This window comes from Metabacillus indicus LMG 22858 (genome assembly GCF_000708755.2).
Classification (GTDB): domain Bacteria; phylum Bacillota; class Bacilli; order Bacillales; family Bacillaceae; genus Bacillus_P; species Bacillus_P indicus.
Window position 1 is genome coordinate 55,067 of record NZ_JGVU02000002.1, and the last position, 13,830, is coordinate 68,896.

Sequence of the window (13,830 nt, forward strand, 5' to 3'; positions counted from 1 at the left end):
AATTGAGAAAAATACATGTCCGAATTTTTCAAATTTGATATAATCAAAATGGATGAAACAGTAAAAGGAGACGTGCCGGCTATATGAAAAAATTATCATTTTTTCCAATACTATTAATTGCTGCCGGACTTTGTTTGACAGGCTACGGGGGCTTTCAGATTGCAGAAACCCACCTTAAAACGAATCAGTCTCTTGCGGATGCGGAAGCGATCATCAAAGCCTCAGCAAGCTCCAAAACTGAAATGCCGACTCAGGAAAACCGGTACGAGGCTGAAACAGGCGATGCTGTCGGCATTCTGAAAATTGACCGGCTTGACGCCGAGCTGCCAATCGTCGAAGGGACAGACCCGGATGACTTGGCCAAAGGAGTCGGACACTACAAAGGCAGCTATTACCCGAATGAAAACGGACAGATTGTTCTATCCGGCCACAGAGACACGGTCTTCAGAAAAGCAGGGGAGCTGAAAATAGGCGACTCGCTTGTCGTCGCCCTGCCATACGGAGAATTTGAATACCGAATCAAATCGACGAAAATCGTCGATGCCGATGACCTCAGCGTGATCACTCTTCAAAATGAAAAAGAAGAATTGGTCCTGACAACGTGCTATCCATTCAGTTTCGTCGGAAGCGCACCGGAGAGGTATATTATTTATGCTGAAAAAGCGGAATGAGATTGGAGAGAGGCAACTTGATGATTAGAGAATTGAAAACAAATGCAGAATGTAAAGAAGCCTATCCTGTCATGTCCCAGCTGAGGGTGAATCTGAGTGAAGAGGATTACCTGGGGCTGCTTGAGCCTATGAAGAAGCAGGGCTACAGGCTGCTTGCCCTTTATGATGAAAATCAGATAAAAGGACTTGCAGGCATTATTGAACTGACGAACTTCTATAACGAAAAACACATTTATGTTTATGACCTTGTGACGGACGGAGCTTCAAGGTCCAAGGGATACGGGGAAAAACTCCTGCACCATGTAGAAGAGCTTGCGAAAGAATCAGGCTGCGGCATGGTTTCACTGAGTTCAGGCAATCAGCGGAAGGACGCACACCGGTTTTATGAAGAAAAGATGGGTTTTGACAGAGTAAGTCACGTTTTTAATAAGAAGCTGTAAAAAAATGCTCCGGACAAGATATCCGGAGCATTTTTCATGTTTTTAAAGAAACTCCAGCCGCACAAGCAGATCTCTCATATCCTCAGGAAACGGAGCAGAAACCTCAATTTCTTCACCTGTGAATGGGTGCACGACGGATATTTCCGATGCATGCAGCGCCTGTCTGCGAATAAGATTTTGATTGCCGCCGTACAGGACATCTCCAGTAATCGGAAAGCCGATGTGGCTGACATGGACACGAATTTGGTGTGTTCTGCCTGTATCAAGCTGCAGCTTCAATAGAGATACATCAAATTTACGGGTATATCCTTCGCGCTTAAAATGCGTAATAGCTGGTTGTCCGCCCGGTGAAACTCTCCTGCGGGACGGGTGGTGCCGGTCTTTTCCGATTGGATGATCGATTCTGCCTTTTTTCTGCTTCACTTCGCCTTGGACAACGGCCGTATAGGTTCTCTTTACTTTTCGTTCTTCAAGCAGCCGGTCAAGTACCGCATGCGACAAGGCATGTTTCGCAAAAACGACGGCACCTGATGTATCCCGGTCGAGTCTGTGAATATGCCTGATTTTCCGCGATAAGCCGTTCATCTGAAAATGGGAAGCGATCCCGTTTGCAAGAGTCCCCGTTTGAGACGGCTCATTCGGATGAGTGTCCATCCCTGCCGGCTTGTTCACAATAAGGAAATGATCATCCTCGTATAAAAAATCAAGCTCCATATATTCAGCAGCGGTGCCGCAATCCTCTTCTTGATATACCCGTATCATAACGGAATCCGATTCTTTCAGCGGCTGCGTCCAGTCCGGGTCTTTCTCATTCACTTTGACATCTTTGTTGATTCTGAAACTATGGGCAAGTCCTTTCGGAACATGAAGTTTTTCTTTTACCATTTGCTGAAGTGACAATCCCGCCCACTCTTTCTTGACAGGTAATATCAGCCATTCGCCTTTGCGTTTCATTCTTTGTCCCCCAACTGTGAGTAGTTCTTCAAGTATACTAAACCATCTATTTGGATGTCCAAGCTATAAACGGAAACACTTACCTCTGCTTAGCGGTTTGGAGCTATGTTAAAGTTGTAGTAAGACAAAGAGTGAGCAGCAAAGAGGTGAATAGATTTGAGGATTGTGTTTGCATCAACTGAGGAACAGGAGCATTACATTGAAGAGCTGATTCAAACGATGTACGAAGACATTTTTCCGAGGTATTTTTCAGATGAAACGATTGATCAGCTTGATGAGCTTTCTGTACTGAAACCCCATTCAGAAGACCTTCAATATAATGGAACTCTGAAAGAAGCCTTTCAGATCATGTCGAGTCTTCAGGCGCTGACGGCGCTGCTGGATCATTTGGATGATCAGCAGGGGGAAGAACAAAGGAATCTGTATAACCGCAATATCAGCATTTTAAAAAAGTACGGCTACAAACTTCCGCTGACATTTGATCATTTTCTGGCTTCAAGGGAAAAGGCCGAGGAAGTGAGCAAGTACGGAAAACCGGCGAATAAGTGGATTGTGTAAGGAATGAAAAAAGGGGACACGGTTGTGTCCCCTTTTTGCGTTGATCGTTTATTTCCATTCGCTGAACAGGTCTTTAAAGAAAGCCCCGTCATTATATCCAACTACACGGTCAACTTCTTTTCCGTTTTCGTATTTAACGAGAGTAGGCGTTGATTCGATGCCGTATTTTTGCCAGCCGTCTTCGAATTCAAGAAGGTTGAACTGTCCGATTTCAACACCTGCATCATCAGCTGCAGGCATAAGTTCAGGAGTTGTCCGTTTGCAGTGTGAGCATGTCGGGCTGAAATAATAAACGATGAAATCTTCTTTTTTGTCCATTTTTTCATCTACTTCTTCAGGAAGAATGATACTTTGATAGTTTGGATCGTCAAGCTGATCAACCGTTGCGGAGTTCAGCTCATCCTTGCCGTATGGATTGCCTTCTGATTTTTCCGATTGCTGATAGGTTGTGACAAAGGCCAAGCCTCCGAAAATGACTAAGAAAATACCTGCAAATATCAAGATTTTTTTCATATTATCGACCTGCTTTCCATTTTCTGTGTATCGTAAAGCTTGCTGCAAAAATAATTGAAAATCCGATTAATGCGAGAAACGGGATCGTAATAAATCCAAGCCAGTTAATATACTCACCAGTACATGGGACAATACCGCAAGCGGCTGAATTCTCCCCGATAAAATCAATCTTCTGGACGGCGTAGTGGTAAATGGAGATTGCTCCGCCTATGCCTGATAAAATCATCGTGTAAAAGGCAATCTGATAATCTTTTTTAATGACGGCAATCCCAAGGATCACGACCAGCGGGTACATGAGGATCCGCTGATACCAGCAGAGATTACATGGAACAAAATCGAGAATCTCTGAAAAATATAAGCTGCCGAGCATCGAAATGAAGGACGCTCCCCAGGCGGTAAACAAAGCATTTTCTATGTATTTTTTCTCTTGTTCAGACACACTATCGCCTCTCCATCAATAAGGTTACACGACATATTATAGTTGCCGGGCCCATTCTTGTAAAATGAAAGCGCCTTTTGATAGGGTGCGCCCCGGATATCACTCCCCAAACACTCCCCATTTTCTTTCTTTTTAAAATCCGTTATATAATGAACATACTACTTGATAGGAGGGGCACACAGTGATCAAAGCAATCGTTTTCGATTTTGACGGACTGATATTGGATACAGAAACGCACGAGTATGAAGTGCTCCAGGAAATTTTTCAGGAGCATGGGAGCGACCTTCCGATGCAGGTGTGGGGGAAAGTCATTGGTACATCCTCAGATTTTAACCCGTATCAGTATTTAGAAGAGCAGATTGGGAAAACGCTGGTGCATGAAGACCTGGCGGCTCTGCGAAAAGAAAAATTCGCTAAAAGAATGGAAACGGAAGGTCCGCGACCAGGCGTTGAAGCCTATTTGCTTGCTGCACAGGACCTTGGACTGAAAATCGGTCTGGCCTCAAGTTCCAGTTATCAGTGGGTTTCCACCTATCTCAAATCTCTGAACTTATTTGATTATTTTGAGTGCATCCGCACCTCTGATGATGTGGAAAAAGTAAAGCCCGACCCGGCCCTTTACATAAAAGCGGCAGAATGCCTTGGCCTGAAGCCTGAAGAGTGCCTGGCTTTTGAAGACTCAGCAAACGGGGCACTTGCAGCAAAACGTGCGGGAATGTTCTGCACCATTGTTCCAAACAGTGTGACGGCCCATATGGAATTTGCAGAGATTGACCACAGGCTGGAATCAATGGCAGAGATGGAGCTTGCAGAAGTGATCAGAAAAATTGAATTAAATCGTTAACATGTTTTAAACCGGTTTCTAGCGGGAATAAATTGCTGGTAAGAAATAAAGGAGCGATTTTTGTGACAGATACAATTGACTTATCGAAATTTGAGAAAAAGATGATTATCAGAAATATTGAAGACAAAGACATAGATGAAATTCTGGCTATGCAGGCGCTTTGTTTCCCGGGCATGGTTCCGTGGAAAAGGGAGCATCTTGAAAGCCATCTTGAACATTTTCCCGAAGGACAGTTCTGTGCTGAATTTGAAGGCAAAATCATCGGATCGTGTTCAAGTTTGATCATTAACTTTGATGAGTATGACGACAGACACACATGGGATGATATTACAGACAACGGCTATATCACCAACCACAATCCGGACGGATACAATATGTACGGCATCGAGGTCATGGTGCATCCGGATTACCGCCGGATGAAAATAGGCCACAGACTTTATGAGGCAAGAAAAGATCTTGCGAGAAGACTGAACCTGAAAAGTATTATTATCGGGGGGAGAATCCCGAACTATCATAAATTTGAAAAAGAGCTTTCGCCAAGGCAGTACGTACAGGAAGTGAAGCAGCATAAAATTTATGATCCTGTTCTGTCTTTTCAGCTGCTGAATGGCTTTACACTGATGAGGATCAACCCGAACTACCTGCCTGATGACAGAGCTTCGGGCAAATATGCCACGCTGATGGAATGGAACAACGTTGATTACCTTCCAACCTCAAAACGCTATTACAAAACAGCTTTTCCGGTTCGCATCTGCGTGGTCCAATATCAGATGAAGCAAATCAATTCGTTCGAAGAATTTGCGACACAGGTTGAGTATTATACAGACGTTGCTTCCGATGCTTCCGCTGATTTTGCGGTATTCCCGGAGCTGCTTACGACACAGTTAATGTCGTTCCTGGATGAAAAATCACCGAGCAGGGCCATCCGGAGGGTAACGGAATATACAGAGGAATACATCAGCCTGTTCACAGAGCTTGCTGTCAAATACAACGTAAACATTATCGGCGGTTCCCATTTTGTTGAAGAAGACAACGGGAAAATTTTCAACGTGGCCTATCTTTTCAGAAGAGACGGCACCATTGAAAAACAATACAAAATCCACATTACGCCGAATGAGCGCAAATGGTGGGGCATCAGCAGGGGCGACGACATTAAAGTATTTGATACTGACTGCGGGAAAATTGCCATTCAGATCTGCTATGATATCGAGTTTCCTGAACTTGCGCGGATTGCTGCTGACAAAGGGGCAAAAATTATCTTTACGCCTTTCTGTACAGAAGATCGTCAGGGATATCTCCGTGTCCGCTACTGTTCACAGGCACGCGCTGTAGAAAACCAGATTTACACGGTGATTTCCGGAACGGTCGGAAACCTGCCGCAGACAGAAAACATGGATATCCAGTATGCGCAGTCAGCCATTTTCGCGCCGTCTGACTTCGAATTTGCAAGAGACGGCATCGTCGGGGAGTGCAATCCAAATATAGAAATGGTCGTCATCGGAGATGTTGACCTCGAGATCCTCCGCAGACAGCGCCAGTCCGGCACAGTCAGACAGCTTAAAGACAGAAGACATGACGTGTATGGAATCCGTTATAAGAAGAACTGATTTGGAAAGAAACCCTTTTATGGAGACAGAGATTTTCTTTGTCTCATTTTTTATGGAAGGCTGTTAGAACACTGTTCAGATGTAAATGCTGAGACAAAGTGCTCTAATCGGGTCTTTAGGGCACTTACCAGATGCGAGAGCCAAGGCAAAGTGTTCTAACCGGGTCTTAAGAACACTTTCCAGATGTCAGAGCAAAGACAAAGTGTTCTAATCAGATCTTAAGAACACTTTCCAGATGCGGGAGCAAAGACAAAGTGTTCTAATCGGATCTTAAGAGCACTTTCCAAACTAAATTAAGTAGAGAACGTGTTCCACTAACTCCCCCCTTGAGTTGTCATCCCGTATATAGTACATTCCTTGTATGCCATTATTCATAAGAACAACTAAAAAATGGAAGGAGGACGATTTATGAGTTTTGAAGGCCAGCAGATTCTGCCTGCTATCCGCAATATGAAGCAGTTTGAGCGGTTTCTCGACAGTCCTTATACATACGGAGTGCTTCTTGATACACACCTTGGACAGGTGCGGAATATCGTCCGTCTTGCCAATTCTTCAAACAAGAAAATGCTGATACACGTGGATTTGATTCAGGGGCTGAAGCATGATGAGTATGCTGCTGAGTTCATCTGCCAAGAGGTTAAGCCTGCCGGGTTGATTTCCACAAGGTCCAATGTGATTGCCAAAGCAAAGCAGCGCGGGATTTATGCGATTCAGCGGCTGTTTTTGCTCGATTCGAGTGCCCTTGAAAAAAGTCTGGAGCTGATTGCGAGAACAAAGCCTGATTATATTGAGGTTCTTCCGGGTCTTGTTCCGGGCTTGATTGCAGAAATTAAGGAGAAAACAGGGATCCCGATTTTTGCAGGAGGCTTTGTGAAAACGTCAGAAGAGGTGCATCAGGCGCTGCAGGCAGGGGCTACGGCCGTGACCTCATCGGAAATGGATTTATGGAAAAATTATCAAAAACTATAAGAAATTTCTGTTGACACCGCTTTCATTAGCATGTACCATAAGGGCAAGTTAATAAATGTGACGGAGAAACGGAGATCCACAGCAGTTCTTTACATTTTTGTAGAGGTATTTGCTGTGGATTTTTTTCTTTCCCGCCGCATTTAAAGAATTGGAGGAATTATAAATGACTGCTTTTTGGGGAGAAGTAATCGGTACAATGATCTTGATCGTTTTTGGAGGCGGTGTCTGCGCCGGGGTCAGCTTGAAAAAATCGTTCGCCCACCAGTCAGGCTGGATCGTCATCACAATGGGCTGGGGATTTGGTGTAGCAATGGCCGTATATGCCGTTGGCGGAATAAGCGGCGCGCATTTGAATCCGGCCGTTACTTTTGCACTTGCTTTTTCGGGATCATTTGAATGGAGTCAAGTGCCATCATACATTGTTGCACAATTGCTTGGAGCATTCCTTGGGGCAGTGCTTGTGTACTTGCAATACTTGCCGCACTGGAAGGAAACAGAAGATCCAGGGGCGAAGCTCAGCGTTTTTTCAACAAGCCCTGCCATTCCGAATTATTTTGCGAACTTTATCAGTGAAGCGCTTGGAATATTTATTTTTGTCCTCACATTGCTTGCCATCGGAGCGAATACCTTTACAGAAGGCTTGAATCCGCTTATTGTAGGATTTTTGGTTGTTGCCATCGGGCTGTCGCTTGGAGGAACAACAGGCTATGCCATTAACCCGGCCCGTGATCTTGGACCGAGACTTGCACATTTTATGCTTCCGATAGCAGGAAAAGGGAGCTCGAACTGGAAATATGCATGGATACCGGTTGTAGCGCCGCTTGCAGGAGGTTCATTTGCCGCAGTCTTTTACAATTACGTTTTTAAGGGTACTATGAGTACTGCATTCTGGTATGTAGCTGCAGCATTAGTTTTCATGCTTTGCGTCGTTTATGCGATGACGAAAAAACAATCCGCACAGCGTTCAGCCGTTTATTAAAACTTTTGAGGGGGAAAATGTATCATGGAAAAATACATCTTATCTTTAGATCAGGGAACAACAAGTTCAAGAGCTATTTTATTTAACAAGCAAGGCGAAATCGTTCACATTGCTCAAAAGGAATTTAAGCAGTATTTTCCTAAGCCGGGCTGGGTTGAGCACAATGCCAATGAAATCTGGGGATCAATTCTTGCTGTTATTGCAACATGCCTCAGCGAAACAAATGTAAAGCCTGAGCAGATTGCAGGGATCGGAATTACCAACCAGCGTGAAACAGCAGTTGTATGGGATAAAAACACATCACAGCCTGTCTATAACGCAATTGTATGGCAATCACGCCAGACTGCAGGCATCTGTGAGGAACTGAAAGAAAAAGGCTACAATGATACATTCAGAGAGAAAACAGGATTATTAATTGATGCTTACTTCTCTGGAACAAAAGTGAAATGGATCCTTGACAACGTGGAAGGAGCAAGAGAAAAAGCTGAAAACGGCGATCTTTTGTTCGGTACCATTGATACGTGGCTAATTTGGAAGCTTTCGGGCGGAAAAGCGCATGTTACGGATTATTCAAATGCTTCCCGCACACTTATGTACAACATCCATGAGCTGAAGTGGGATGACGAGCTGCTTGAATACCTGACTGTGCCGAAATCCATGCTGCCTGAAGTGAAACCGTCTTCAGAAGTATATGCCAATACGATTGAATATCATTTCTTCGGCCATTCTGTACCGATTGCAGGTGCTGCAGGAGATCAGCAGTCTGCCTTATTCGGACAGGCATGTTTTGAAGAAGGAATGGCTAAAAATACGTACGGAACAGGCTGCTTTATGCTTATGAACACAGGGGAAAAAGCCATTCGCTCTGAAAATGGCCTGCTGACGACAATCGCATGGGGCGTTGACGGAAAAGTGGAGTATGCCCTGGAAGGAAGCATTTTCGTTGCAGGATCAGCTATTCAGTGGCTGCGTGACGGTCTCCGCATGTTTAAAGATGCAAAGGACAGCGAGGCGTACGCAGAACGTGTCGAGTCTACAGACGGCGTATATGTCGTTCCTGCATTTGTCGGACTTGGAACTCCTTATTGGGACAGTGACGTGAGAGGTGCAGTCTTCGGCTTAACGCGCGGTACGTCTAAAGAGCACTTTGTCCGCGCTACACTGGAATCTCTTGCTTATCAGACAAAAGACGTTCTGACTGCAATGGAAGCTGATTCAGGCATTTCCCTGAAAACACTCCGTGTAGACGGCGGTGCGGTGAAAAATAACTTCCTTATGGATTTCCAGAGCAATATGCTTGGAGTGCCGGTAGAGCGTCCTGAAGTAAATGAAACGACAGCTCTTGGCGCTGCCTATCTTGCAGGACTTGCAGTCGGCTTCTGGGAAGACAAGTCGAATATTGAAAAGCAATGGAAGCTTGATAAGCAATTCGAGCCTGATATGGAAGATGAAAAGCGTGATGAGCTTTACAGCGGCTGGAAAAAAGCAGTAAATGCAGCTCAGGCTTTTAAATAAACAAAAGCTGTGATATACTAAGGTCAAGTTAATAGAACGGTTGGAGATTTGGAGAGGCCACAACACTGGCGCATGCATGTCATGCTGCACCAGCTTGTTGTGGTCTCTTTTTTATCCCCTTCTGGAAAATAATAGGAGGTACTAATTATGACTTTTTCAAGCGATAAACGACACGATGTCTTAAATAAAATGACACAGGAAACATATGATGTATTTGTAATCGGCGGCGGTATAACAGGTTCGGGAATTGCACTGGACGCAGCTTCCAGAGGAATGAAAATTGCCCTTGCTGAAATGCAGGACTTTGCAGCAGGAACATCAAGCAGATCCACGAAGCTCGTTCATGGAGGACTGCGCTATTTAAAACAGTTCGAAGTGAAAATGGTTGCCGAAGTCGGAAAAGAAAGAGCCATCGTATACGAAAATGGACCGCACGTCACAACGCCTGAGTGGATGCTTCTGCCTATGCATAAAGGGGGAACTTTTGGACCGTTCTCAACATCCATCGGTTTGCGCGTTTACGATTTTCTTGCAGCCGTGAAACGCGGAGAAAGAAGAAAAATGCTGAGTGCTAAAGATACCCTGGCCAAAGAGCCATTAGTAAAAAAAGACGGGCTTAAGGGCGGCGGCTACTATGTTGAATACCGCACAGACGACGCAAGACTGACGATTGAAGTCATTAAAGAAGCAGCGCGTTTTGGCGCAGATGCCGTCAACTATGCAAAAGTGGAAGGCTTCATTTACGATAAAGGAAAAGTAGTAGGCGTTCATTTAGTTGATACGATTTCAGGAAAACAATATGATGTCTATGCAAAAAGAGTCATCAATGCTGCAGGCCCGTGGGTTGATACACTGAGAGAGATGGACAAATCAAAAACAGGCAAATCCCTTCAGATGACAAAAGGAATTCATCTTGTATTCGACCAGAGCAAATTTCCGCTGAAACAGGCGATCTATTTTGATACGCCGGATAAGCGCATGGTTTTCGCCATTCCGCGTGACGGCAAAACGTATGTCGGCACAACAGATACGGTGTACAAAGAAGATCCAAAAAACCCGCGCATGACAGTGAAGGACAGGGATTATGTCATTGAATCGATCAACTATATGTTCCCTGACCTGAACATTAAAGCAGAAGATGCCGAATCAAGCTGGGCAGGTATCCGTCCACTTATCCACGAAGATGGAAAAGATCCGTCGGAGATCTCCAGAAAAGATGAAATCTGGACGTCTGAAACAGGTCTCATGACAATCGCCGGCGGTAAGCTGACAGGCTACAGAAAAATGGCCGAGCACATCATCGACATGATTGTGAAGGATTTCAAAGCAGCGGGAATGAAAGATTACGGTCCGTGCAAAACGCGTAATATGCCTATTTCCGGAGGACACGTTGGAGGTTCTGGAAGCCTTGAGACGTTTGTTAAGACTAAAACGCAGCAGGGAATGTCCCTTGGCCTGACTGAAATGCAGGCAAAGCATCTTTCAAGAAGATACGGATCAAATGCAGATGCTCTATTCGAAAGAGTGGAAGCATTAAAATCTGAGGCTGATCAATATGGACTTCCGGTTTACATCCTTGCTGAAATTGATTACAGCATGTCAGAGGAAATGACTACGACTCCTTCAGATTTCTTTGTGAGACGAACAGGTGCTGTGTATTTCGACATTAACTGGGCGAAGCAATACAAAGATGGGGTCATCAACTACATGGCTGATAAACTGAAGTGGACTCCTGAACAAAAACAAAATCACACAAGCATCCTTGAAAAGCAGATTCATGATGCAGTCGTACCTGATGAAGTAAGAAAAGCGAATTAACAGTTAGAGCTGCAGCCCGGAACGGCTGCAGTTTTTCTTTGTTCTTTACTACAATTAAACTATACTGAAATTGAAAATTTTTTACAGAAATAAAAAGTCAGACACGGTCGAATTGTGTTAAAATAAGCGGAGAAATCGACGTATTTCTATTTTTTACATACGAAATCAGGCAGGATTTGTCTGAAACATGAAGAAAGAGTTACGTACAAATAAAATTACTGGAGGTACGCTATGAGTTTTGAAAAAAGCTATCAGCGCTGGAACAGCAAAACAGATTTAGATTCAGAATTAAGACTGCTTTTATCCGGTTTGGAGAACGACGACAAGGCGCGCGAGGATTGCTTTTATAAAAACTTGGAGTTTGGGACGGGCGGAATGCGCGGAGAAATCGGTGCAGGCACAAACCGCATGAATGCTTATACGGTCCGCAAAGCTTCAGAAGGGCTTGCTCTTTATATCGAATCTTTCGGTGAAGAAGCCAAAAAGCGCGGAGTGGCGATTGCCTACGATTCACGCCACAAATCACCCGAATTTGCCATGGAAGCAGCAAAAACTCTTGCAAGCCACGGCATTCAAACGTATGTTTTTGAAGAGCTTCGCCCAACACCTGAACTGTCATTTGCTGTCCGCCATTTGAATGCGTTTTCCGGCATCGTGGTAACAGCAAGCCATAATCCTCCTGAATATAACGGCTATAAAGTATACGGTGAAGACGGCGGACAGCTGCCGCCTGCAGCCGCAGATGAAGTCATTGCGAAGGTCAACTCGATTGAAGATGAACTGAGCATCGAGGTAAAGGACGAAGCAGAACTGAAAGCTGCCGGCCTTATCAAAATGATCGGTGAAGAAATTGATGCTGCCTACACAGATAAGCTCGTTACCATCTCGGTAAACCCTGACCTGTCAAAAGAAACAGACTTAAAAATCGTCTTCACTCCGCTTCACGGAACAGCAAACAAGCCTGTTCGCCGCGGACTTAAAGCGCTGGGCTATGAGAATGTAACAGTCGTTGCAGAACAGGAACAGCCAGATCCAAACTTCAGCACTGTCAAATCGCCAAATCCGGAAGAGCATGCAGCATTTGAATATGCAATTCAGTATGGCCAGAAAAACGACGCTGACTTATTAATAGCAACAGATCCTGATGCAGACCGCCTCGGCCTTGCCGTTAAAAATCTTGATGGTGAATACGTCGTTCTGACAGGAAACCAAACAGGTGCCATTCTGCTTCACTACCTGCTTTCCCAGAAAAAAGAAAAAGGCAAGCTTCCTGAAAATGGGGTTGTGCTGAAGACAATCGTAACCTCTGAAATTGGCCGTGCCGTTGCTGAGTCATTCGGTTTAGACACGATCGACACGCTTACAGGCTTTAAGTTCATTGGAGAAAAAATCAATGAATATGAAAGAACAGGTCAATACTCATTCCAATTTGGATACGAAGAAAGCTACGGCTATCTGATTGGTGACTTTGCCCGCGATAAAGATGCCGTTCAGGCTGCCATCCTCGGAGTAGAAGTTGCCGCCTACTACAAAAAACAGGGCAAAACGCTGTACGAAGGCCTGCTTGACCTTTTCGAACAGTACGGCTACTACCGCGAAGGCCTTGAGTCATTGACCCTTAAGGGAAAAGACGGAGCAGAGCAGATTCAAAGAATTCTTGCTTCCTTCCGCAGCACGCCGCCTGAAACGCTTGCAGGCTTGAAGGTAACAGTTGTTGAAGATTACAAAGCGGGAACCCGTTTAAACATTTCATCTTCTGAAACAGAAGAAATCACACTCCCATCTTCAAACGTCCTGAAATACTACCTTGAAGACGGCTCATGGTTCTGTCTCCGCCCATCAGGCACAGAGCCTAAAGCAAAATTCTATTTCGGTGTAAAAGGCAAAACCCTGTCAGAAAGCGATCAAAAACTTGAAGAAATCTCTTCAGATCTAATGAAAAAAGTGCATGCATTGATTTAAGCAGAAAGCTGAAAAGGAATTTCCTTTTCGGCTTTTTTTGCGGTTTCTTGGGTGCGAATCCGTTTTATAAGTACCATCAATTTTTGATTTTCGAGTTTTGAGGGTGCTTATCTGTCTTATAAGTGCCCTCAATTTTTAATTTTCAAGTTTTGAGGGTGCTTATCTGTCTTATAAGTGCCATCAATTTTTGAATTTCGAGTTTTGAGGGTGCTTATCCGTCTTATAAATGCCCTCAATTTTTAATTTTTAAGTTTTGGGGGTGCTTATCTGTCTTATAAGTACCCTCAATTTTTGATTTTTGAGTTTTGAGGATGCTTATCTGTCTTATAAGTGCCCTCAATTTTTAATTTTCAAGTTTTGAGGGTGCTTATCTGTCTTATAAGTGCCCTCAATTTTTGATATTCGAGTTTTGAGGGTGCTTATCTGTCTTATAAGTTCCCTCAATTTTTGATTTTCAAGTTTTGAGGGTGCTTATCTGTTTTATAAGTCCCCTCAATTTTTGATTTTTAAGTTTTGGGGATACGAATCCGGTTTTGAGGTATTTTCCTGACTCCCGGAGCT

The 13,830-nt window shown here is 44.3% G+C and carries 13 protein-coding genes; 10 read left to right on the forward strand and 3 right to left on the reverse strand.

Going from position 1 to position 13,830, the window contains the following annotated elements:
- The first annotated feature begins 83 nt into the window (after positions 1-83).
- Positions 84-671, forward strand: coding sequence for a class D sortase (locus AZ46_RS03465; protein WP_029285333.1), 588 nt, complete (start codon positions 84-86; stop codon positions 669-671).
- A gap of 20 nt (positions 672-691) precedes the next feature.
- On the forward strand, positions 692-1,111 hold the full coding sequence (locus AZ46_RS03470) for a GNAT family N-acetyltransferase (protein WP_235728199.1): 420 nt from the start codon (positions 692-694) through the stop codon (positions 1,109-1,111).
- Positions 1,112-1,153: 42 nt separating this feature from the next.
- Here the strand turns inward: AZ46_RS03470 and AZ46_RS03475 are convergent, their stop codons facing one another.
- Positions 1,154-2,065 (reverse strand): RluA family pseudouridine synthase, encoded by a 912-nt coding sequence (locus AZ46_RS03475; RefSeq protein WP_029285328.1) that lies wholly within the window; start codon positions 2,063-2,065, stop codon positions 1,154-1,156.
- 165 nt (positions 2,066-2,230) lie between these two features.
- Between AZ46_RS03475 and AZ46_RS03480 the strand changes: the two genes are divergently transcribed.
- Positions 2,231-2,623: a DUF5365 family protein gene (locus AZ46_RS03480; protein WP_234703469.1), complete on the forward strand. Its 393-nt coding sequence runs from the start codon at positions 2,231-2,233 to the stop codon at positions 2,621-2,623.
- Positions 2,624-2,671: 48 nt separating this feature from the next.
- Here AZ46_RS03480 and AZ46_RS03485 read toward each other — a convergent pair whose 3' ends face one another.
- Together AZ46_RS03485 and AZ46_RS03490 are read right to left on the reverse strand one after the other, a co-directional pair.
- The gene (locus tag AZ46_RS03485) at positions 2,672-3,136 is read right to left on the reverse strand and encodes a thioredoxin family protein (RefSeq protein ID WP_029285324.1); all 465 of its coding nucleotides are present in this window, start codon (positions 3,134-3,136) and stop codon (positions 2,672-2,674) included.
- 1 nt (position 3,137) lies between these two features.
- Complete coding sequence (locus AZ46_RS03490) at positions 3,138-3,575, reverse strand: disulfide oxidoreductase (RefSeq protein ID WP_029285322.1); 438 nt, start codon at positions 3,573-3,575, stop codon at positions 3,138-3,140.
- A gap of 181 nt (positions 3,576-3,756) precedes the next feature.
- Here AZ46_RS03490 and AZ46_RS03495 point away from each other — a divergent pair, with 181 nt between their 5' ends.
- The 7 genes from AZ46_RS03495 (at position 3,757) to AZ46_RS03525 (ending at position 13,269) form a co-directional block, all read left to right on the forward strand.
- Entirely contained in the window at positions 3,757-4,419 is a 663-nt protein-coding gene (locus tag AZ46_RS03495; RefSeq protein ID WP_029285320.1) for an HAD family hydrolase, read from the forward strand.
- A gap of 101 nt (positions 4,420-4,520) precedes the next feature.
- Entirely contained in the window at positions 4,521-6,026 is a 1,506-nt protein-coding gene (locus AZ46_RS03500) for a GNAT family N-acetyltransferase (protein ID WP_406818037.1), read from the forward strand.
- A gap of 408 nt (positions 6,027-6,434) precedes the next feature.
- Complete coding sequence (locus AZ46_RS03505; RefSeq protein ID WP_029285315.1) at positions 6,435-6,995, forward strand: glycerol-3-phosphate responsive antiterminator; 561 nt, start codon at positions 6,435-6,437, stop codon at positions 6,993-6,995.
- 163 nt (positions 6,996-7,158) lie between these two features.
- Complete coding sequence (locus AZ46_RS03510) at positions 7,159-7,974, forward strand: MIP/aquaporin family protein (RefSeq protein WP_029285313.1); 816 nt, start codon at positions 7,159-7,161, stop codon at positions 7,972-7,974.
- Positions 7,975-7,998: 24 nt separating this feature from the next.
- Positions 7,999-9,489 (forward strand): glycerol kinase GlpK, encoded by a 1,491-nt coding sequence (glpK, locus tag AZ46_RS03515; RefSeq protein ID WP_029285312.1) that lies wholly within the window; start codon positions 7,999-8,001, stop codon positions 9,487-9,489.
- Between the two features lie 147 nt (positions 9,490-9,636).
- Positions 9,637-11,307 (forward strand): glycerol-3-phosphate dehydrogenase/oxidase, encoded by a 1,671-nt coding sequence (locus AZ46_RS03520; protein WP_029285310.1) that lies wholly within the window; start codon positions 9,637-9,639, stop codon positions 11,305-11,307.
- Positions 11,308-11,538: 231 nt separating this feature from the next.
- Positions 11,539-13,269 carry a phospho-sugar mutase gene (locus tag AZ46_RS03525; protein WP_029285308.1) on the forward strand — a complete coding sequence of 577 codons (1,731 nt, stop codon included), beginning with the start codon at positions 11,539-11,541 and terminating at the stop codon, positions 13,267-13,269.
- Positions 13,270-13,830 lie beyond the last annotated feature (561 nt).

What these genes read in the sequence shown, in the direction of transcription:
- AZ46_RS03475 (WP_029285328.1), bottom strand. Translation starts at nt 2,065, where the DNA reads ATGAAACGCAAAGGCGAATGGCTGATATTACCTGTCAAGAAAGAGTGG.
- AZ46_RS03520 (WP_029285310.1), top strand. Translation starts at nt 9,637, where the DNA reads ATGACTTTTTCAAGCGATAAACGACACGATGTCTTAAATAAAATGACA.
- AZ46_RS03470 (WP_235728199.1), top strand. Translation starts at nt 692, where the DNA reads ATGATTAGAGAATTGAAAACAAATGCAGAATGTAAAGAAGCCTATCCT.
- AZ46_RS03510 (WP_029285313.1), top strand. Translation starts at nt 7,159, where the DNA reads ATGACTGCTTTTTGGGGAGAAGTAATCGGTACAATGATCTTGATCGTT.
- AZ46_RS03505 (WP_029285315.1), top strand. Translation starts at nt 6,435, where the DNA reads ATGAGTTTTGAAGGCCAGCAGATTCTGCCTGCTATCCGCAATATGAAG.
- AZ46_RS03525 (WP_029285308.1), top strand. Translation starts at nt 11,539, where the DNA reads ATGAGTTTTGAAAAAAGCTATCAGCGCTGGAACAGCAAAACAGATTTA.
- AZ46_RS03465 (WP_029285333.1), top strand. Translation starts at nt 84, where the DNA reads ATGAAAAAATTATCATTTTTTCCAATACTATTAATTGCTGCCGGACTT.
- glpK (WP_029285312.1), top strand. Translation starts at nt 7,999, where the DNA reads ATGGAAAAATACATCTTATCTTTAGATCAGGGAACAACAAGTTCAAGA.
- AZ46_RS03485 (WP_029285324.1), bottom strand. Translation starts at nt 3,136, where the DNA reads ATGAAAAAAATCTTGATATTTGCAGGTATTTTCTTAGTCATTTTCGGA.
- AZ46_RS03500 (WP_406818037.1), top strand. Translation starts at nt 4,521, where the DNA reads ATGATTATCAGAAATATTGAAGACAAAGACATAGATGAAATTCTGGCT.